Source organism: Erwinia sp. TECH1, assembly GCF_054057575.1.
Genome location: NZ_JBSRZK010000001.1, coordinates 3595008 through 3615270 on the forward strand (window position 1 = coordinate 3595008; position 20263 = coordinate 3615270).

Genomic DNA, 20263 nt, shown 5'->3' on the forward strand with positions numbered 1-20263 from the left:
GGGTTGTTGGTTAGTTATTTTTATGGTTATGGCATAGCGAAACGCCACGGTTTTTAGCGAAGAAAATAAAAAAGGACGTTTTTATTTTTTCAGAAAAAGAGCGGCTTCTCTTTTTCTGCGTGGCAGCAGCACGTCAGATAACTGACCGGCCCTTTTCCATAACAGCATGGCTTCTGCGGCGCCCTCATAATCGCCTTGATTTAATTTCTTTAACAGCGTCGAACTATTAAAAGCGCTGACGCCAATATTGAATACCAGACTACATAAAGCATCGTACTGATTTTGCGTCAGACTGACGCTGACTTTTTCATTAATAAAATGCTCAACATGCGAAATATCCGCAAGCAGCAGCTTATTACTTTGCTCAGACGTAATGACCATGCCGTCCGCTATCGTTTTACTGGCAACCAGGCCCGTATGCCCGACGCCGATAGTTAATATGCCGCGGCTATCCCGATAGGCCGTAAGTTTTTCACCTTCTTCCTGCTTGATAAAGCTGATACCGTCAGGGCTGATTTCCATCTGGCTCTCCCGTTCTTTTGTTGATCCAGCGCTTTAACTTTTCGCTGATATAGTCATTACCCACGTAGCCAATATAAACGGCAAAAACCTGGGCGGCGGCCTCGGGCATATTCCAGTTCAGCAGCGCGCCAATTACCTGCAGCGTCGGCGCCGCAAAGAAAGCCAGGGCGCTGCACGACACCGCGTCAAGCACACGCTTGCTCCAGGGGGTTCGGGCACAAGCGCTGCGCAGCAGGGAAAACATGGCGGCGATGCCGGCATAGCCCCATTCTGTTTTATGGCTGTAAAGCCAGAGTCCGACACTGGCCCAAAAGCCTGGCTCCTGAGGAAACATGCTTTATATCTGGCCTCCTGTATCATTACGGCGCAGGGAAAGCTTGCTCCCTACATCGTTTTTTGGGATGTATTTTAAAGTTTTTTTATCTTTTGATTATTTATATGCTGCCAGATTATTGCGGGCTATTCGTTACGAAAACCTTTTGATTTTTTATTTCTCCCTGCCTGTCACTAATCCATGCTGCTACATTAAGGGATTTATTTCGTAACGAAAACCATCTTCTTTAATATCTTTTACAGCCGGTTGTTTATATCCATGATGCTATATTACTGCGGGAAGTTCGTTACGAAACCCTTTTCCTGCTTTATTTCTCCCTGCCTGTCACTAATCCATACTGCTACATTAAGGGGTTTATTTCGTAACGAAAACCATTTTCTTTAATATCTTTTGCAGCCGGTTGTTTATATCCATGATGCTATATTACCGCGGGAAATTCGTTACGAAAACCTTTCCTTTTTCATTTCTCCCTGCCTGTCACTAATCCATGCTGCTACATTAAGGGGTTTATTTCGTAACGAAAACCATTTTCTTTAATATCTTTTGCAGCCGGTTGTTTATATTCATGATGCTATATTACCGCGGGAAATTCGTTACGAAAACCTTTCCTTTTTCATTTCTCCCTGCCTGTCACTAATCCATGCTGCTACATTAAGGGGTTTATTTCGTAACGAAAACCCCTTAGTGCTAATTTTTTTATTTAAGAACTCAGGAAAGTTTGAGGCATAAAAAATGCACTCCTGCCTGCCAATAAGGCAGACAACGGAGTGCATATAGAAGACATTCTCTTTGTGGTTCGCAATCGTTAAAGAACCATGTTGCTACTTTACGCGTATAAAATCGTTAAGAAAAGCCCTGATCAATATTATTTTTGCTATGTATGCAAATTGCGTAACAACGTAGACTTGCCTTACGACATCTGGTCATAATTAAATTATTCTTTGCTTTTATATTTTTATATTCGTAACGAAGAGATTTTATATCCAGGCATCCATTTCCAGCTCCGCATCGCTCATAATTATACAGGCATCAATAAAGGTTTCAGCTATCATCAGCTGGTTCCTTACTTTGCCTTCCGAGCATTTCTTTTTCCGGGCAATGGCGGATTTGGAAATATTATAGAGGTAGTGCAGGATAATCAGCTCGACCTCGTCCGTACGCCCGACCTTGTGCAATTTGGCGATAGCCGCATCGACAATCAGCCCGTCGCTGTCGCTACAGGAGAGTCGGCTTCTCCGCTCATCCGGCAGCAGCCCTTTAAAGCCCGCCGCAACCGGCGACCAGTCAAGCTGCGTGCCCTCTGCCACAGCCCAACCGCCCCAACGTTCCAGTACTTTTTGTATATTACGCATCAACCGACCTCCTTTTCTTACCTGACTCTTTTGTGGCCTGCCCGATCGGGCAGGATGACTGTGGCGATGAATTATACTAAACTGCATTATCTGATGAAGCATAATCGCCTTAACAACACCCATTCTAATGCAAAAACGCATAATTGCAACGTTAGCGCGCAATAACAGGAAGATAAAATGATCTTTGATTTGGATGTATTCAACAGTAACATCAAGCACTTGATGGAAAGAGAGGGCATCGGCAGCGTGACGGAGCTTTCTAAAAAGGTCAGGCTACAGCAGTCCACCCTGCACCGGCTGCTGACGGGAGAAGTGAAAGACCCAAAGTACACCACGCTGAAGTCTCTGGCGGATTATTTTCACGTTTCGCCCATCGATCTGATCGAGCGCGACTTACAGGCATCGGCTGCGCAACATGCGCCGGGCGTGACAGGCGAGCTTCACTCGCTGGTGCTGCATAAGGTGCCGGTGCTGGGCAATACTCAACTTGGCCACAGCGGCTACTGGAGCGATATGCAATATCCTGTTGGCAATGGTGACGGGTTTCTACGCTGGCCTTCCTGCGATCGCGACGTCTACGCGCTGAAATGCGTGGGGGATTCGATGATGCCAAGGATCAAAGAGGGTGAGTTTGTGATCGTGGAGCCGAATCAGAATTTTCATCCGGGCGATGAGGTGCTGGTGGTCACCAGCAGCGGCGAGGTGATGGTGAAAACCTTCCTGTTTAAACGCGACGGCTTTTACCATCTGCTGCCGGTTAATGAGGATCACGCCCCGATCCGCCTGCCGGTTGAAGAGGTTACGCAGATGCAGTATGTCGCCGGCATTGCGAAATCTTCGCTCTGGCATCCCTGAGCAACAACGGCTGGCTAACGACCCGAAGACAGGCCGTGGGAAACGGTCGTTCAGTGTGGTAAATTACGCCCCTTCTTCCGTTAAGGGTATTCGCTGAACATGGCTTTACTGATCACTAAACGCTGCATCAATTGCGATATGTGCGAGCCGGAGTGCCCGAACCAGGCGATTTCCATGGGCGAAAGCATTTACGAGATCGATGTGAACCGCTGTACGGAGTGCGTGGGTCATTACGACACGCCAACCTGTCAGCAGGTTTGCCCTATTGATAATACGATTATCAGCGATCCGGAATGTGTGGAAAGCAGCGACAGGCTGTGGGAAAAGTTTGTGCTCCTGCATCACGTCGCCTCCTGAACGGGCGACCTCTGAGGCGCGCAGCGGTCGGACTGGCGATGCAACCAGCCCGACCGAATTAGCTTTCGATAATTACCGTAGCGCAGGCGTAGTGACGCTCGTCCGCCAGCGTGACATGAACGTGCGCGACGCCCAGCCTTTGCGCCACTTCCGCCGCCTGCTGAAAGAAACGCAGCCCCGGCTTGCCCAGCTCGTCGTTGTAAACCTCAAACTGGTTAAAAGCCAGGCCGCCGCGTATGCCGGTACCAAACGCCTTAGCCGCAGCCTCTTTTACCGCGAACCGTTTGGCAAGAAAGCGCACAGGCTGCTGATGCGCCTGATACTGCGCCCATTCGTTTTCGCTCAGCACGCGTTTCGCCAGCCTGTCGCCGGAGCGGGAAATCACGCCTTCGATACGGTCGATTTCCACGATATCCGTGCCCAGCCCCAGAATAGCCATTAGCGACGCGCTTCCCGCATCAGCGCCTTCATCTCGCTTACCGCATCGGCAAGCCCGCTCATCACCGCGCGGCCGATAATAGCGTGTCCGATATTCAGCTCATGCATCTGCGGCAGCGCGGCGATCGGCTGCACGTTATGATAGGTCAGCCCGTGGCCCGCATTCACCTTCAGGCCTTTGTCGTGCGCATAGGCCGCCGCATCTTTAATACGACGGAACTCCGCGTCGCGTACCGCGCCCTCTTCCGCTTCCGCATAGGCGCCGGTATGAATTTCGATATAGGGCGCGCCGGAGGCCATGGCGGCATCAATCTGCCGATAGTCGGGATCGATAAACAGCGAAACCTGAATGCCCGCCTCTTTCAGGCGCGAAACGGCAAAGGTGATTTTTTCCTGCTGGCCCGCCACGTTTAGGCCGCCTTCGGTGGTGACTTCTTCGCGCTTTTCCGGCACCAGACAGCAGAAATGGGGTTTGATCTCGCAGGCGATGTCGACCATTTCATCGGTCACGGCCATTTCGAGGTTCATGCGTGTCTGAATGGTCTGACGAAGAATTCTGACGTCACGATCGGTGATGTGGCGACGATCTTCGCGCAGATGGACGGTGATGCCGTCCGCGCCGGCCTGCTCGGAAACAAAAGCAGCCTGTACCGGATCGGGATAATGCGTGCCGCGAGCGTTGCGCACGGTGGCGATGTGGTCGATATTGACGCCTAACAGGAGTTCAGCCATAACAAACCTCAGAATAATGTACGAGGGCTACAGTGTACGTCCGCGCCGTTCCCCGGTACAGCCAGGCGACTTTACTCGGGCGCGTCCGCGCGTTTTTTCGGCACGAACTGTCGAAAAAGCTCCTGGCTCTTCAGGGGTTTTCCGCCCAGATAGGGCTTGAGCGCCATGCGGGTGAAACGCTTGGCGGCCCTGAGCGTCTCGCTATCCGGAAAGCTGCGTTCATAAAGCGCCCGCAGCTCGCGTCCGGTAAAGCTTTTATGGCTTTTCACCAGGCTGGCGATAAAGCCTTTTTCCTCGCGATAGATATAGGTCATATCATCCGTAACCTCTTCGCCGCTGCCCGCGCAGTGCAGGAAATCGACGCCGTAGCCAAGATGGCCCAGCATCGCCAGCTCGAAGCGGCGCAGCGCCGGTTCCGGCGAGCCGACGCCCGCAGCCAGCGCCTGAACACAGTGCAGATAGTCGAAAAAAAGCTCGGTAAAGGCGGTTTCCTGCTCCAGCACGCGAGCTATCAGCTCATTAACGTACAGGCCGCAGTAGAGGGAAATACCGGTCAGAGGAAGGGCAAGAGAGATGGGTTCGGCGCCGCGCAGGGTTTTCACCTCGCCGCGCCCACCCCAGCGTACCAGCAGCGGCGTAAAAGGCTGTAAGGCGCCTTTCAGGCTGGAACGCTTGCCGCGCGCGCCTTTGGCCAGGACGCGCACGCGGCCGTAGTTTTCCGAAAAGAGATCGAGCATCAGGCTGGTTTCGCTGTAGGGACGTCCGTGCAGGACAAATGCGCGTTGCCAGCCTTCCATCAATTACAGATCGTCTACGTAACCCAGGCTACGCAGCGCACGTTCGTCGTCTGCCCAACCGGATTTAACCTTCACCCACAGCTCCAGGTGGACTTTGGCTTCAAACATTTCTTCCATGTCTTTGCGCGCTTCAATACCGATGGTTTTGATCTTCGCGCCTTTGTTGCCGATGACCATTTTCTTCTGGCCTTCACGCTCTACCAGGATCAGGCCGTGGATATCATAGCCGCCGCGATCGTTGGTCACAAACTGCTCGATTTCCACCGTCACCGAATAAGGCAGCTCGGCGCCCAGGAAGCGCATCAGCTTTTCACGGATCATCTCGGAGGCCATAAAGCGCTGCGAGCGATCGGTGATGTACTCTTCCGGGAAGTGATGTTCCGCTTCCGGCAGGCGCTTGCGCACGATGCTGGCGATGGTATCAACGTTTTTACCGGTTTCGGCAGAGATCGGCACCACGTCCATAAAATTCATCTGCTGGCTCAGGAACTGCATATGCGGCAGCAGAATGGTTTTATCGGTAACGTTGTCGACCTTGTTGATCGCCAGCAGCACCGGCACCTTGTTCTCTTTCAGCTTGTTCAGCACCATTTCGTCATCGGCCGTCCAGCGCGTGCCTTCCACAACGAAGATCACCAGCTCGACGTCGCCGATTGAGCTGCTGGCCGCACGGTTCATCAGGCGGTTGATCGCCCGCTTCTCTTCCATATGCAGGCCCGGCGTATCGACGTAGATCGCCTGATAGCCGTCTTCCGTATGGATGCCCATAATGCGATGGCGCGTGGTTTGCGGTTTACGCGAGGTAATGGAAACCTTCTGCCCCAGTAACTGGTTCAGCAGCGTGGATTTTCCAACGTTCGGGCGGCCTACGATAGCAATAAAGCCGCAATGGGTGGTTTGTTCGCTCATTCAAGTCCCAGCTTAATCAGCGCCTGTTCGGCCGCTGCCTGCTCAGCTTTGCGACGACTGGAGCCGGTTCCCACAACCGGATCCGTCATGCCGCTTACCTGGCAGTGGATAGTAAATTCCTGGTCATGCGCTTCGCCACGCACCTGCACCACCAGATAGGAGGGCAGCGGCAGATGACGACCCTGCAGATACTCCTGCAGACGCGTTTTTGGATCTTTCTGTTTGTCGCCCGGGCTAATCTGATCGAGACGGCTGGCGTACCAGTCGAGGATCAGCTGTTCTACCGTCTGGATATTACTGTCCAGGAACACGCCGCCAATCAGCGCTTCTACGGTATCGGCCAGGATCGACTCGCGACGATAGCCGCCGCTTTTCAGTTCGCCTGGCCCCAGACGCAGGCATTCGCCTAAATCGAATTCCCGGGCCATCTCCGCCAGCGTATTGCCCCGCACCAGCGTGGCGCGCATCCGGCTCATATCGCCTTCGTCCACGCGTGGAAAACGGTGATAGAGCGCGTTGGCAATCACGTAACTGAGGATGGAGTCGCCCAGAAACTCCAGTCTTTCATTGTGTTTACTGCTGGCGCTGCGATGGGTCAACGCCTGCTGCAACAGTTCCTGATGGGTAAAAGTGTAGCCCAACTTCCGCTGGAGCCTGTTAATTACGATGGGATTCATGCGTTACCAATATCTTAATGCGAAAATTTTCCTGCACAGGGAACAGGGCTGGACACGCCAACACGAGACTGTTTCGTGTGCAGTGGCTCCCCAAGGGAAGCCACCCTTTTGCAGCGGCGCCTGCGCGCCGTCAGTGAATACCGCCAATACGGCTCAGGCGAACGCCGGTTGGCCATTGCCCTTCCTGCTTTTCAAAGCTCATCCAGATAGCGGTGGCTTTGCCGACCAGATTTCTTTCCGGCACGAAGCCCCAGTAGCGGCTGTCGGCGCTGTTGTCACGGTTATCGCCCATCATGAAATACATGCCGGCGGGCACGACCCACGTGGACTGTGGCTGGCCCGGCTGCTGATAGTAAGAGCTTGCCTGGCTTTGCGCCTGGGTCACCAGCAGAATGCGGTGCGTGACGTCGCCCAGCTTTTCGTTACGCGTAGCGAGACGCAGACCGCCGCGGATGGTTTCACCCTGCGGCTTCTGCCAGAAACCATTGCCGGTTTCGTTGCCGTCAAAGCCGCTGAAGGTCTGGATAAAATCGCTTGGCTCAACGTCGGAATAGGTGATCGGCAGCGCCGTATCGCAGGTTTTTTCTGGCGCGCAGGCCGGATTCACCGTCACGGTTTTGCTCTGCGGATCGTAGCTGACGCGGTCGCCAGGCAGCCCTACCACGCGTTTAATATAATCCATGCTTGGATCTTTCGGGTACTTAAACACCGCGATATCGCCGCGCTTAGGGTGCCCGGTTGGGATCAGCGTGGTCTGCGTGATCGGATCTTTAATCCCATAGGCAAATTTCTCTACCAGGATAAAGTCGCCAATCAGCAGCGTCGGCATCATCGACCCTGACGGGATCTGGAAAGGCTCATAGATAAAAGAGCGCACCACAAACACCAGCAGCAGTACCGGGAAAACGGACGCGGCCGTCTCTATCCAGCCCGGCTGACCGGTTTTTTTCTCGCCCACATTGTCTGCTGAAGCCTCCGCAAGCGCCTGGCTGGCCCTGCGGGCCGGCGCCCACTTGTATCTGTCCACGCACCAGATAATACCGGTTACGAGCGTTGCTATCGCCAGTATCAGGGCGAACATATTAGCCATTCCAGTTCCCTCGTCGTCTTAGGCTTTACTTACTCTCTTTACCTACATGCAGAATGGCCAGGAAGGCTTCCTGAGGCAGTTCGACGTTGCCGACCTGCTTCATGCGCTTCTTACCGTCTTTCTGCTTCTGCAGCAGCTTTTTCTTACGGCTGACGTCGCCGCCGTAGCACTTCGCCAGCACGTTTTTACGCAGCTGTTTAACGGTAGAACGGGCAATAATGTGGTTGCCGATGGCCGCCTGGATCGCGATGTCAAACTGCTGACGCGGGATCAGATCTTTCATCTTCTCCACCAGCTCGCGGCCACGGTATGGCGCATTATCGTTGTGGGTGATCAGCGCCAGCGCGTCAACGCGCTCGGAGTTAATCAACACATCAACGCGTACCATGTTGGAAGCCTGGAAGCGTTTGAAGTTGTAATCCAGCGACGCGTAGCCACGGGAGGTGGATTTCAGACGGTCGAAGAAGTCCAGCACCACTTCCGCCATCGGGATGTCATAGGTCAGCGCCACCTGGTTACCGTGGTAAACCATGTTGGTCTGCACGCCGCGCTTCTCGATACACAGCGTGATGACGTTGCCCAGGTATTCCTGCGGCAGCAGCATATGACACTCGGCGATCGGCTCGCGCAGCTCTTCGATATTGTTCAGCGGCGGCAGTTTGCCCGGGCTGTCAACGTAGACGGTGTCGCCTGAGGTGGTCAGAACTTCATACACTACCGTCGGCGCCGTGGTGATCAGTTCGAGATCGTATTCACGCTCCAGACGCTCCTGAATGATCTCCATATGCAGCAGACCCAGGAAGCCGCAGCGGAAGCCGAAGCCCAGCGCGGTAGAGCTTTCCGGCTCGTAGAACAGCGAGGCGTCGTTAAGGCTCAGCTTGCCCAGCGCGTCGCGGAAAGCTTCATAGTCGTCAGAGCTGATTGGGAACAGGCCCGCATAGACCTGCGGCTTCACTTTCTTAAAGCCAGGCAGCGCTTTTTCCGCCGGGTTGCGCGCCAGCGTCAGCGTATCGCCTACCGGCGCGCCCAGGATGTCCTTGATGGCGCAAACCAGCCAACCTACTTCGCCGCAATTCAGCGCATCGCGATCGACGCGCTTCGGGGTAAAGATACCCAGACGGTCAGCGTTATACGTCTGACCAGTACTCATTACCTTGATTTTTTCGCCCTTGCGCAGCGTGCCGTTTTTGATACGCACCAGCGAGACAACGCCCAGATAATTGTCGAACCAGGAGTCGATAATCAGCGCCTGCAACGGGCCTTCCGGATCGCCTTCCGGCGGCGGGATATCGCGCACCAGACGTTCCAGCACGTCAGGCACGCCGACGCCGGTCTTGGCCGAACAGCGCACGGCGTCGGTAGCATCGATACCGACGATATCCTCGATTTCCTGCGAGACGCGATCGGGATCGGCGGCCGGCAGGTCAATCTTGTTCAGTACCGGTACCACTTCCAGATCCATTTCCATCGCGGTGTAGCAGTTGGCCAGCGTCTGCGCTTCCACACCCTGACCGGCGTCCACCACCAGCAGCGCGCCTTCACAGGCCGCCAGCGAGCGGGAAACCTCATAGGAGAAGTCAACGTGACCCGGCGTGTCGATAAAATTGAGCTGGTAAGTTTCACCGTCAGGAGCGTGGTAGTCGAGCGTTACGCTCTGTGCCTTGATGGTAATGCCGCGCTCGCGCTCCAGATCCATAGAATCCAGTACCTGAGCCGCCATTTCGCGTTCGGTGAGGCCACCGCAGATCTGAATCAAACGGTCAGAGAGCGTCGATTTGCCGTGGTCGATATGAGCGATGACAGAAAAGTTTCTTATATGCTTCATTTATATGAATTTTTTCGCTTAAACGTTCGGTTTAGTTCTTGCGGTGGACAGAGCCGTAGAGACCGACTGCAATGTACCCGCCATCAATGAGCACGCATCTTACACTGTTAGCCCCCGCCACGAAAGAATTCACATGCATAGCGTATGATTTCCCTGCGGGCCGCGCGTCTACTGCTGTAATCGTGACCGCAGCGCGACGGGACACGCGCCGGGACGCAGGATAGCGATAAGGGGTAAAAGTGCCGACGGCCTGCCGGATTAAGCGTTATTCGGTTTCAACGCGCAGCGCATCCGGCGGAAGCGCCACGCTCAGAATCACCGGATGAAAAGAGGCGGATTTCCCCAAATAGCCGGAAATGCCCTTAGCGATGATAAACCCGCCGATGCCGCCAAGCAGCGCGCCCGCAGCGGCAGCCAGATCGCTGTGAAACAGCATCTGAAACAGCCCGGCCACGATAAACAGGCCCAGCAGCGGCGTCATATAAACCAGCAGCGCCGAGCTGAGCAGGCTCTTCTCTTCAATGCCCAGTTCAATACGCTGCCCCGGCGCCAGCGGCTCCGCGCTGGCGATTTTCATCACGTGCGCGTTCTTTGGCCCAAGCTTGTTCAGCATGTGGCTACCGCAGCCTTTACGGGCGGAGCAGCTGCTGCAGGAGGTTTTCATTTCTGAATGCAGCGTCGCCACACCGTTGTGCCAGGAGACCACCGTGGCCCATTCTCTCATCATTTTGCGCTACCTATGCTGTCAGCGATACGCTTGGCGGTTGAAGGAGGAAGCTCGCCAACCACCGTGATCTCTTTATTATTGCGTATTTCCGTATGCACCGTACGTCGTCCCGTGCGCAATTGTTGCGACACGCTGTTTTTGTCCGCCGCACTGACGTTGATCGAGAAGCTGAACAACCCGTCAGAATAGAGGCGCGACTCAACCGGCTTGTTCAGCGAAGGGATCTGCCTGCGGCTCTGCGTAACCTCTTTCATGCCGTTCGGCAACCACGACGGCCGCCATGCGAAGGTGGCTTTATCGCTGGCCGGCACCGAAAGCGACGGCGGCAGGCTGGCTTTATCCAGCCCCTGCATCATTTTTCTGACGCCGTCATCCACCGCAAAGCTGACCACGCGATATTGCTCCAGCGTTTCGCCGTCCCGATCGAGCAGATCGACCCTTAACGGCAGCCGGGTATCGCTGTCCAGCCAGACAATATAGCTATAGCGAGTGCCGTCGCGCGCCACGATGCGGATCACTTCGCACAGCTGATCGGCGATACGCGTCCGCCCTACCGGTACAAAATCGTAATATTCGGAAAGCTTTTGGAAATCGGCGAACACCAGCGACGGCAGCGAATCAACAATATGTTTACCGGGCAGAGTAAAAGGCTCCAGACCTGGTTCAAAATAGCTGATCTCGTTACCGCGTTGAACAATCTCGCGGCGCGGCCCATCCATATGCAGCAGCTGTGCATAGGTTTTGCTGTCCAGAACGGCATGGCGAAAACGCAGCGACTCAATGCCCAGCCGCGAGACGTTGATATAGGCGAGTTCGTAATTGAGGGACTGGCTGGCCTGCTCCATCTGTTGCAACAGCGCCCCGGACGTGGTTTGCGCCGGGGCGAAGGAGGAATAAAACAGGCTGCCAGCCATAAGGCTGACGGCGCACCAAAGCTGCTTCATTACTGCTGCTGAATTCCTAACGACTGGTTACCCGGCACCTGAACAGCTGCCTGCTGGGCAGGCGTCTGCTCGAACTGCAGGCTTTCTGAATGCAGACGGCGCTGCAGTTCGTAATCCTGCAGCATCGCGTTAACGCGACGACGCTGATCCTGCACCTGCTGTGGCGCACTGCTGTTGGTTTCCGCCGGCACGCCCAGACTGACCGGCGACGCCTGGCCCATCATCGGCAGCGTATTGAATACCGGCGACTCTGACTGCGACTGCCCTTCAGCAGGCTGGTTATAGTGCTGCACGCCCACGATCACCGCCAGCGACACGCACGCCGCCACGCCGATCTGGGTAAGCTGCGCGGCCCATGGACGCACTTTGTGCCAGAACGGCAGCTTGTCATAGCTCTGCGGTTCGGGCTGCGCCTCTGGTATCGCTCTCTTCAACGGCAGCGGTTCTTTTTCGATAGCCGCCGCGACTTTCGCCGCGATATCGAAATGCATTACCGGCGCAACGTCGCCACGCAGGGTATCGCGGATAAGATGATGGCTTTCCCACTGTTTTTGCAGCACAGCGTCTTCAGACAATGCGGACAAAACTTCATTATCTAAAGTTTCACCATCCATTAAAGCGGAAAGTTGTTCTTTCTGCATGCCTCAGTACCCTTCCTGTGTCCGCTATCGCTAGCGTTGGATAAGTGGTTGAATTTTATTGTCGATGGCTTCGCGCGCCCGGAAAATACGGGAACGAACCGTGCCCACCGGACACGCCATGATGGCGGCTATCTCTTCATAGCTCAGTCCATCCAGTTCCCGAAGCGTGATCGCCATACGGAGATCTTCGGGCAGCGTCTCAATGGTACGGAAAACCATCTGCCTTAATTCTTCCGACAACATTAAGTTCTCAGGGTTCGATATTTCTTTCAGCGCGCCAGCGCTTTCAAAGTTTTCCGCATCAATAGCGTCTACATCGCTGGCGGGCGGCCGACGTCCCTGAGCAACCAGGTAATTTTTGGCCGTATTGACGGCTATCCGATAGAGCCAGGTATAAAAAGCGCTATCCCCGCGAAACGACTCCAGCGCGCGATAGGCTTTAATAAATGATTCCTGCACTACGTCAGGCACATCTCCAGAGGGCACGTAGCGGGAAACCAGGCTCGCCACTTTATGCTGATAGCGCACTACCAGTAAATTGAATGACCGCTGATCTCCCTTCTGCACTCGCTCTACGAGAGCCTGATCCGTTAACTGCTCGCTCATCCGAGGTAATGTCTCCCCAAATCTTTTTCCACGCGTATTTGAACTACCCGTAACTCATAATTTTCGAGCAAGCATCCGCTTAGAGTAATGGTCATGAGTAAAGTTCCGTTGCGCCGTTATATTTGTGGTGTCATGTGCATCATCGCCGCAGAGTACTCTAAGAAAGCCGCTTTTTCATCTTTAAATCTTGCAGGTTCATCATAATAAACCGGCCCGGCGGGATGTACAGGAAGGCCGCCATTTTTCAGGCCAGTCCGAACGGTCTGGGGCACTGTTTTTTGCGCTGTACAGAAAAAAACCTTTTTTGCTTCTGCGAACGGCGCTATGCTCAGCAAACAACCTGTTTAGTAAATTAAACACTATGACTCTGGCATCCGATTACAGTTGTGACGTGTTAATTATTGGCAGCGGTGCGGCAGGCCTGTCGCTGGCGCTGCGTCTGGCCGACCAGCAGCGGGTAACCGTATTAAGCAAGGGGCCGATCAACGAAGGTTCGACGCTGTATGCCCAGGGCGGGATAGCGGCCGTTTTCGATGAAACCGACAGCGTTGCCTCACATGTGGAAGATACGCTGGTTGCGGGCGACGGCCTTTGCGATCGGGAGGCAGTTTCCTTTATCGCCAGTAATGCCCGCCACTGTGTGCAGTGGCTAATCGATAACGGCATGATGTTTGATAAAGCGGACACGGACAGCAGCTATCATCTGACGCGTGAAGGCGGCCACAGCCATCGCCGTATCCTGCACAGCGCCGACGCCACCGGCCGCGCGGTAGAAACCACGCTGGTCAGCCAGGCACTCAGCCATCCCGGCATTACCATCCTTGAGCGCAGCAACGCGGTGGATTTGATCGTCTCAGATAAAATCGGCCTGCCGGGCGAGCGCCGCGTCGTGGGCGCCTGGATCTGGAACCGCAAACGCGAAAAGGTGGAAACCTGCCGCGCCCGGGCGGTAGTGCTGGCGACCGGCGGCGCCGCCAAAGTTTACCAGTACACCACCAATCCCGATGTGGCCTCTGGCGACGGCATCGCCATGGCCTGGCGCGCGGGCTGTCGCGTGGCTAACCTGGAGTTTAATCAGTTTCACCCGACCTGCCTGTACCATCCCGAGGCGAGAAACTTTTTGCTGACCGAAGCGCTGCGGGGCGAAGGCGCGCTGCTGAAACGACCCGACGGCACGCGCTTTATGCCTGACTTCGACGAGCGCGCAGAGCTGGCGCCAAGGGATATCGTCGCCCGCGCCATCGATCATGAGATGAAACGGCTGGGCGCGGACTGCATGTATCTGGATATCAGCCATAAACCGCCGGAATTTGTCAGGGCGCACTTCCCGACCATTGCCGAAAAGCTGAAGACGCTGGGTTTCGATCTGACCAAGGAGCCGATTCCGATTGTCCCGGCGGCGCACTATACCTGCGGCGGCGTGATGGTGGATCACTATGGCCGCACCGATTTGAACGGCCTGTATGCCATAGGCGAAGTCAGCTATACCGGGCTGCACGGCGCCAATCGTCTTGCTTCTAACTCGTTGCTGGAATGCCTGGTTTACGGCTGGTCGGCGGCAGAGAATATCGCCACCTGGCTTCAGCGCGTTGGGCCGGTAGATAATTTGCCCGCGTGGGACGAAAGCCGCGTGGACGACTCGGACGAGCAGGTCATCCTTCAGCATAACTGGCATGAGCTGCGGCTTTTTATGTGGGACTACGTGGGGATAGTGCGCACCACCCGACGGCTGGAAAGAGCGCTGCGCCGGATTAACCTGCTTCAGCAGGAAATTGATGAGTATTACGCCAACTTCCGTATTTCCAATAATCTGCTGGAGCTGCGTAACCTGGTGCAGGTGGCGGAACTGATGGTGCGCTGCGCGATGGCAAGAAAAGAGAGTCGCGGCCTGCACTATACGCTGGATTATCCCCAGCGGCTGGCGGAAGCCAGGCCGACCATCCTGACGCCCTGATTAACGGAAAAGATAAAAGTCGCGGGTCAGGCTGCAATGCGCTTCTGAATAACGCTGATCCGGCCCGCGTATCGTCATTCTGTCCTGAAAAAGCTCGCCCGATTCAGGCGACAGCGCCAACAGCACGCGGTTAGGCGGCCGGTTATCATTGTCGGCAACGTCGGTACGAAAACGCAGATGCCAGCCGCGCTGTAGCGCCAGTGCCACCAGCCGATCGCCTGCCGCTGTCGGCAGCACCACGCAAAAGAAACCGTCTTCGGTGATCAGCTCTTCGGCGCAGGCCAGCAGAACATCATGTGTCAGATCGGTAGTAGAGCGCGCCGAGGCACGTGCCGGCGTGGCGCATTCGCTGCCCGGTACAAAATAGGGCGGATTGCTGACAATCAGCGAGTAGCGGCGCTCGCACCGTTTTGTCCAGTGGCGAATATCGTCCTGATGGATGCGGATACGCCCGGCCCAGGGAGATGCCGCCGCGTTTTCCTGCGCCTGTCGCGCGGCCTGCTCATCCAGCTCAACCGCTTCCACGCAGACGTTTTCACCGGTACGCTGCGCCAGCATCAGCGCAATCAGGCCGCTGCCCGTGCCAATATCCAGCACGGCGGTAGCTTCCGCCACCGGTGCCCAGGCACCCAGCAGCACGCCGTCGGTGCCGACCTTCATGGCGCAGCGATCGTGCGCGATAAAAAATTGTTTAAAGGTAAAGCCGTTAGGGCGTAATACCGCTTTTTGTTGTGACATTTAAGCGACCTGAAAGGGAAACGGCGCTAGCATAGGACAATTAAGATGCAAGGAAAAGTCATTCATTCCACACAAAGAGATGAAGATCGCGCGCAATCTGTCTATAATCAGCGCCCCAAACTGAGGTAGACCATGACTGTAACCACTTTTTCCGAACTCGAACTTGATGAAAGCCTGCTGGACGCCCTGCAGGAAAAGGGCTTCACGCGCCCCACGGCAATCCAGGCCGCTGCGATCCCGCCTGCACTGGAGGGTCGCGACGTTCTGGGTTCGGCACCAACAGGTACAGGCAAAACCGCGGCTTACCTGCTGCCTGCGCTCCAGCATCTGCTGGACTTCCCGCGCAAAAAATCCGGCCCGCCGCGTATTCTGATCCTGACACCGACTCGCGAACTGGCGATGCAGGTGGCCGATCAGGCTCGCGAGCTGGCGAAAAACACGCATCTGGATATCGCGACCATCACCGGCGGCGTGGCTTATATGAACCATGCGGAAGTGTTCAGCGAAAACCAGGATGTGGTAGTCGCTACCACCGGTCGTCTGCTGCAATACATCAAAGAAGAGAACTTTGACTGCCGTGCGGTAGAGACGCTGATCCTGGATGAAGCCGACCGTATGCTGGATATGGGCTTCGCGCAGGATATCGAAACTATCGCGGCGGAAACCCGCTGGCGTAAACAGACGCTGCTTTTCTCCGCCACGCTGGAAGGCGAAGCGATTAAAGATTTCTCCGAGCGCCTGCTTAACGAGCCGGTCGAGATTGAAGCCGATCCCGCCCGCCGCGAGCGTAAGAAGATCCTGCAATGGTATTACCGCGCCGATGACGTTAAGCATAAAACCGCCCTGCTGCTTCACCTGCTGAAACAGCCGGAAGTCACCCGTTCGGTGATCTTCGTGCGCAAGCGCGAGCGTGTGCATGAGCTGTGCGGCTGGCTGCGCGACGCCGGTATCAACTCCAGCTATCTGGAAGGTGAACTGGAGCAGTTCAAGCGTAACGAAGCGATTAAGCGTGTCGTCGATGGCCGTGTCAACGTGCTGGTGGCTACCGACGTCGCGGCGCGCGGCATCGATATTGACGATGTCAGTCACGTCTTTAACTTCGATCTGCCGCGCACGGCGGATACCTATCTGCACCGCATCGGTCGTACCGGCCGCGCGGGCAAAAAAGGCACTGCGATTTCGCTGGTGGAAGCGCATGACTTTTTACTGCTGGGTAAAATCAGCCGCTACGTCAACGAGCCCCTGAAGGCCCGCACCATCGATGAGCTGCGTCCAACCACGCGCGCGCCAAGCGAAAAGCTGAACGGCAAGCCGTCGAAGAAAGTGCTGGCGAAGCGTAAAGAGCAGAAAGAGAAGAAAGATAGCGAAGAGAAGCCGCGCGTGAAGAAACGCCATCGCGATGCCAAAAACGTTGGCAAGCGTCGCAAGCCGAGCTCTGCGCCAAAAACCGACAGCGCTGAATAAATACGCTGCCCAACAAAAAACCGCCCTCGTCAGGGCGGTTTTTTTACATCTTTTATTTTATTTATTACTGTTTAACCTGATTTTCTGCCTGAAATACTGATTTCTGCCATGCAGCTGCGCGGCCCTTTCCTTGTTTTTAAATTACATCTTATATTTCAATAAACTAAGATAATATTTCCCTGATGTTATTTTCAGCGCCCGCCTTATTATCCTCAGGCAGCCGTCTTTCTCTTACAGGCTTGCAGTAAAGGTACGAGCAATCACATCGCGCTGCTGTTCAGGCGTTAACGCGTTGAAACGCACGGCGTAGCCTGACACGCGGATCGTCAGCTGCGGATATTTTTCCGGATGTTTGACGGCATCTTCCAGCGTTTCACGGCGCAGCACGTTAACGTTCAGGTGCTGACCACCCTCTACGCGTACCTGCGGCTGGATATCCAGCGGTACGTCGCGGTATTCAAACTGGCCGAAATCGCTTACCGGTACAATTTGATCTTCTTTATAGCTGTCCTTGGCGCAGATGCAGCGAGCCTCTTCTTTTTCATTATCGAGTAGCCAGAAAGAGTTAACTAGCGCTGGATTAGTTGCTTTGGTGATTTGGATTCCGGAAATCATTGTTGCCTCCCAGGCGGTTGGTGGCTGATGAGGTATCAGCAGAGAAAATTGATCTGTATCCGACCTATATAACAGCCTGGAAACCAGGCAGCTTTGACCGAAATCAAAAAGTGAGCGTCCTTTACTGTGCACATATCGTCAACTTTATGATTTATCTCAACTTTACCGCACCGCTCTTTCCTGGTTTTTTTGTATTTTTAAACTTTATTTTAAGTTTGTGTCGGTAGCGATCCGCGCTAAGCTACACCCTGATTACCCTAAAGGAGGCGGACATGGTCAATACGCTGACCTGGCACGATGTGCTGGCAGAGGAAAAAGAGAAACCTTACTTCATCGAGACGTTATCGATGGTGGCTAAAGAACGTGCGGCCGGAAAAACCGTTTATCCGCCGCAAAAGGACGTGTTCAATGCTTTTCGCCTGACGGAGCTGGGCGATGTCAAAGTGGTGATCCTCGGTCAGGATCCGTATCACGGCCCTAATCAGGCGCATGGCCTTGCCTTCTCGGTGCTGCCCGGCGTGGCCGTGCCGCCGTCGCTGGTGAATATGTATAAGGAACTGGTCACCGATATTCCGGGCTTCCAGCGTCCCAATCATGGTTTTCTGGAAAGCTGGGCGCGTCAGGGCGTGCTGCTGTTGAATACGGTCTTAACCGTGGAGGCGGGACAGGCGCATTCACATGCCCGTTTCGGCTGGGAAACCTTTACCGACCGCGTGATTGCCGTCATTAACGAGCATCGCGAGAACGTGGTGTTTTTGCTATGGGGATCGCACGCGCAGAAAAAAGGCAGCATTATCGATCGCCAGCGCCATCATGTTTTACAGGCGCCCCACCCTTCTCCGCTTTCGGCCCATCGCGGCTTCTTTGGCTGCGGACACTTTTCCAAAACCAATGAATGGCTGGAACAGCACGGTGAGCAGCCGATAGACTGGACGCCGGTTCTGCCAGACTAGCTTCTCTGGCTGCGGCTGCGGACACAAAAAAAGCACCCGAAGGTGCTTTTTTTCGTTATAGCTATCAGCCTTTGGCTTTCGCTACCGCAACCATTGCCGGGCGCAGCAGGCGACCGTTCAGCGTGTAGCCGCGCTGCATGACCATCAGCACGTGATTCGGCGCCACGTCTTCGGATTCAATCATCGACATCGCCTGATGGATTTCCGGGTTAAACGGCACGTTGACGTCGCCAACCACTTCCACGCCGAACTTACGCACGGCGCCAAGCAGGGATTTCAGCGTCAGATCGATACCCTCGATCATCGCGGTCAGCTCGCTGTTCTCTTTGTCGGCCAGTTCCAGCGCGCGCTCCAGGCTGTCGATAACCGGCAGCAGCTCGTTGGCGAATTTTTCCAGCGCAAATTTATGCGCTTTTTCCACATCCAGTTCGGTGCGGCGACGAATATTTTCGATTTCGGCCTGAGCACGCAGCTGCGCTTCACGAACGCCACCCTGCGCCTGTGCCAGCTGGGCTTCCAGCTCGGCAATGCGCTCATCACGCGGATCCACGCCTTCTGCTGTCTCCGCGTCCTGGGTTGCCTGTTCCATCTCGATATCGTCTGAGACTTGCTCGTTTGGTGTGTTCTGTTCTTTACTACTCATGAATTTCTCCGCGTTTGTGCACATTCATCTCGCTGGTTCGCTTATTATGGGGATCAGAATTGCGGTTTCAAGGGAACCCGTTACATTGTCTGAGGTAGTTTACCTCATGAGGAACACCAGCATCATGAACAACCATTTTAACTGCATCGGTATTGTGGGCCATCCGCGCCATCCTACCGCGCTGACCACTCACGAAATGCTCTGTCGCTGGCTTACGGCGAAGGGCTATCAGGTGATCATCGAAGAGCAGATAGCCCGCGAGCTGAATCTGGCCGACGTCGAAACCGGCTCGCTGTCAGAAATCGGGCAAAAGGCCGATCTGGCGGTGGTGGTAGGCGGCGATGGCAATATGCTGGGCGCGGCGCGGGTGCTGGCTCGCTACGATATCAAGGTCATCGGCATCAATCGCGGCAACCTGGGTTTCCTGACCGACCTCGATCCGGATAACGCGCAGCAGCAGCTGGCCGACGTGCTGGAAGGCAAGTACATTACGGAAAGCCGCTTTTTGCTGGAGGCGCGGGTTTGCCGCCAGGGCCGCGAGCCGCGCGTCGGTACGGCAATTAACGAAGTGGTGCTGCACCCCGGCAAGGTCGCGCATATGATTGAGTTTGAAGTGTATATCGATGAGACCTTCGCTTTTTCGCAGCGTTCCGACGGCCTGATTATCTCTACGCCGACCGGGTCGACCGCCTATTCGCTTTCCGCTGGCGGCCCTATCCTGACGCCCTCGCTGGATGCGATTGCTATTGTGCCTATGTTCCCGCATACGCTTTCGGCCAGGCCGCTGGTAATCAACAGCAACAGTACGATTCGGCTGCGCTTTTCCCATATGCGCAGCGACTTGGAAGTCAGCTGCGACAGTCAGATCGCGCTGCCTATCCAGGAAGGCGAAGACGTACTGATCCGCCGTAATGACGATCACCTGAATCTTATTCATCCGCAAAATTACAACTATTTCAATACGTTAAGCTCAAAACTTGGCTGGTCGAAAAAATTGTTTTAAAATCCGTTGCCAGCTACTTTACTGGTTATAGAACCAGTATATACTGTATGAAAAACCATATCTGTGTTTTCATACAGGAACGCTTTC

At 54.9% G+C, this 20263-nt stretch carries 23 protein-coding genes; 6 read left to right on the forward strand and 17 right to left on the reverse strand.

Going from position 1 to position 20263, the window contains the following annotated elements:
* Window positions 1–81 precede the first annotated feature (81 nt).
* From ACVWZ0_RS16860 to ACVWZ0_RS16870, 3 genes are all read right to left on the reverse strand, one after another.
* Window positions 82–522 (reverse strand): lysozyme, encoded by a 441-nt coding sequence (locus ACVWZ0_RS16860; RefSeq protein ID WP_253459210.1) that lies wholly within the window; start codon window positions 520–522, stop codon window positions 82–84.
* On the reverse strand, window positions 506–856 hold the full coding sequence (locus tag ACVWZ0_RS16865; protein WP_125289483.1) for a phage holin, lambda family: 351 nt from the start codon (window positions 854–856) through the stop codon (window positions 506–508). Before ACVWZ0_RS16865 ends, ACVWZ0_RS16860 begins: the two co-directional genes overlap by 17 nt.
* 977 nt (window positions 857–1833) lie before the next feature.
* Complete coding sequence (locus tag ACVWZ0_RS16870; protein ID WP_253459207.1) at window positions 1834–2208, reverse strand: antiterminator Q family protein; 375 nt, start codon at window positions 2206–2208, stop codon at window positions 1834–1836.
* A 177-nt stretch (window positions 2209–2385) separates the two neighbouring features.
* Here ACVWZ0_RS16870 and ACVWZ0_RS16875 point away from each other — a divergent pair, with 177 nt between their 5' ends.
* Together ACVWZ0_RS16875 and ACVWZ0_RS16880 are read left to right on the forward strand one after the other, a co-directional pair.
* A complete protein-coding gene (locus tag ACVWZ0_RS16875) occupies window positions 2386–3063 on the forward strand; it encodes a S24 family peptidase (RefSeq protein ID WP_253459205.1) in 678 nt (225 codons plus the stop codon).
* Between the two features lie 99 nt (window positions 3064–3162).
* Window positions 3163–3420 carry a YfhL family 4Fe-4S dicluster ferredoxin gene (locus tag ACVWZ0_RS16880; RefSeq protein ID WP_253459201.1) on the forward strand — a complete coding sequence of 86 codons (258 nt, stop codon included), beginning with the start codon at window positions 3163–3165 and terminating at the stop codon, window positions 3418–3420.
* A 58-nt stretch (window positions 3421–3478) separates the two neighbouring features.
* Here the strand turns inward: ACVWZ0_RS16880 and acpS are convergent, their stop codons facing one another.
* The 11 genes from acpS to rpoE form a co-directional block, all read right to left on the reverse strand.
* Entirely contained in the window at window positions 3479–3859 is a 381-nt protein-coding gene (gene acpS, locus ACVWZ0_RS16885; RefSeq protein WP_253459198.1) for a holo-ACP synthase, read from the reverse strand.
* On the reverse strand, window positions 3859–4590 hold the full coding sequence (gene pdxJ / locus ACVWZ0_RS16890) for a pyridoxine 5'-phosphate synthase (RefSeq protein ID WP_253459195.1): 732 nt from the start codon (window positions 4588–4590) through the stop codon (window positions 3859–3861). The genes acpS and pdxJ overlap by 1 nt, the downstream gene beginning before the upstream one ends.
* A 71-nt stretch (window positions 4591–4661) precedes the next feature.
* Window positions 4662–5387 (reverse strand): DNA repair protein RecO, encoded by a 726-nt coding sequence (recO, locus tag ACVWZ0_RS16895; RefSeq protein ID WP_253459192.1) that lies wholly within the window; start codon window positions 5385–5387, stop codon window positions 4662–4664.
* Window positions 5388–5390: 3 nt separating this feature from the next.
* A complete protein-coding gene (era, locus tag ACVWZ0_RS16900) occupies window positions 5391–6296 on the reverse strand; it encodes a GTPase Era (protein WP_253459188.1) in 906 nt (301 codons plus the stop codon).
* Window positions 6293–6973, reverse strand: a complete 681-nt coding sequence (gene rnc, locus ACVWZ0_RS16905; RefSeq protein ID WP_125289475.1) for a ribonuclease III — start codon at window positions 6971–6973, stop codon at window positions 6293–6295. Before rnc ends, era begins: the two co-directional genes overlap by 4 nt.
* Before the next feature lie 130 nt (window positions 6974–7103).
* Entirely contained in the window at window positions 7104–8063 is a 960-nt protein-coding gene (gene lepB / locus ACVWZ0_RS16910; protein WP_253459185.1) for a signal peptidase I, read from the reverse strand.
* Window positions 8064–8088: 25 nt separating this feature from the next.
* Window positions 8089–9888 carry a translation elongation factor 4 gene (lepA, locus tag ACVWZ0_RS16915; protein WP_253459182.1) on the reverse strand — a complete coding sequence of 600 codons (1800 nt, stop codon included), beginning with the start codon at window positions 9886–9888 and terminating at the stop codon, window positions 8089–8091.
* Window positions 9889–10153: 265 nt separating this feature from the next.
* Entirely contained in the window at window positions 10154–10615 is a 462-nt protein-coding gene (gene rseC, locus ACVWZ0_RS16920; protein ID WP_253459178.1) for a SoxR-reducing system protein RseC, read from the reverse strand.
* Complete coding sequence (gene rseB, locus ACVWZ0_RS16925; protein ID WP_253459174.1) at window positions 10612–11559, reverse strand: sigma-E factor regulatory protein RseB; 948 nt, start codon at window positions 11557–11559, stop codon at window positions 10612–10614. Before rseB ends, rseC begins: the two co-directional genes overlap by 4 nt.
* The gene (rseA, locus tag ACVWZ0_RS16930; protein WP_253459170.1) at window positions 11559–12200 is read right to left on the reverse strand and encodes an anti-sigma-E factor RseA; all 642 of its coding nucleotides are present in this window, start codon (window positions 12198–12200) and stop codon (window positions 11559–11561) included. Before rseA ends, rseB begins: the two co-directional genes overlap by 1 nt.
* A gap of 30 nt (window positions 12201–12230) precedes the next feature.
* Window positions 12231–12806 (reverse strand): RNA polymerase sigma factor RpoE, encoded by a 576-nt coding sequence (gene rpoE, locus ACVWZ0_RS16935; protein WP_125289469.1) that lies wholly within the window; start codon window positions 12804–12806, stop codon window positions 12231–12233.
* Between the two features lie 361 nt (window positions 12807–13167).
* Here rpoE and nadB point away from each other — a divergent pair, with 361 nt between their 5' ends.
* Window positions 13168–14760, forward strand: coding sequence for an L-aspartate oxidase (nadB, locus tag ACVWZ0_RS16940; RefSeq protein ID WP_253459167.1), 1593 nt, complete (start codon window positions 13168–13170; stop codon window positions 14758–14760).
* On the opposite strand, the gene trmN is transcribed toward nadB, so the two are convergent.
* Complete coding sequence (gene trmN / locus ACVWZ0_RS16945) at window positions 14761–15498, reverse strand: tRNA(1)(Val) (adenine(37)-N(6))-methyltransferase TrmN (protein WP_253459164.1); 738 nt, start codon at window positions 15496–15498, stop codon at window positions 14761–14763.
* Window positions 15499–15630: 132 nt separating this feature from the next.
* On the opposite strand from trmN, the gene srmB reads away from it, so the two are divergent.
* Window positions 15631–16962: an ATP-dependent RNA helicase SrmB gene (gene srmB, locus ACVWZ0_RS16950; protein ID WP_253459161.1), complete on the forward strand. Its 1332-nt coding sequence runs from the start codon at window positions 15631–15633 to the stop codon at window positions 16960–16962.
* 231 nt (window positions 16963–17193) lie between these two features.
* Here the strand turns inward: srmB and grcA are convergent, their stop codons facing one another.
* A complete protein-coding gene (gene grcA / locus ACVWZ0_RS16955; RefSeq protein WP_253459159.1) occupies window positions 17194–17577 on the reverse strand; it encodes an autonomous glycyl radical cofactor GrcA in 384 nt (127 codons plus the stop codon).
* A gap of 272 nt (window positions 17578–17849) precedes the next feature.
* On the opposite strand from grcA, the gene ung reads away from it, so the two are divergent.
* On the forward strand, window positions 17850–18530 hold the full coding sequence (gene ung, locus ACVWZ0_RS16960; RefSeq protein WP_253459156.1) for a uracil-DNA glycosylase: 681 nt from the start codon (window positions 17850–17852) through the stop codon (window positions 18528–18530).
* Window positions 18531–18594: 64 nt separating this feature from the next.
* Here ung and grpE read toward each other — a convergent pair whose 3' ends face one another.
* Window positions 18595–19173 carry a nucleotide exchange factor GrpE gene (gene grpE, locus ACVWZ0_RS16965; RefSeq protein ID WP_125289463.1) on the reverse strand — a complete coding sequence of 193 codons (579 nt, stop codon included), beginning with the start codon at window positions 19171–19173 and terminating at the stop codon, window positions 18595–18597.
* Between the two features lie 124 nt (window positions 19174–19297).
* Here grpE and nadK point away from each other — a divergent pair, with 124 nt between their 5' ends.
* Window positions 19298–20176, forward strand: a complete 879-nt coding sequence (nadK, locus tag ACVWZ0_RS16970; RefSeq protein WP_125289462.1) for an NAD(+) kinase — start codon at window positions 19298–19300, stop codon at window positions 20174–20176.
* Window positions 20177–20263 lie beyond the last annotated feature (87 nt).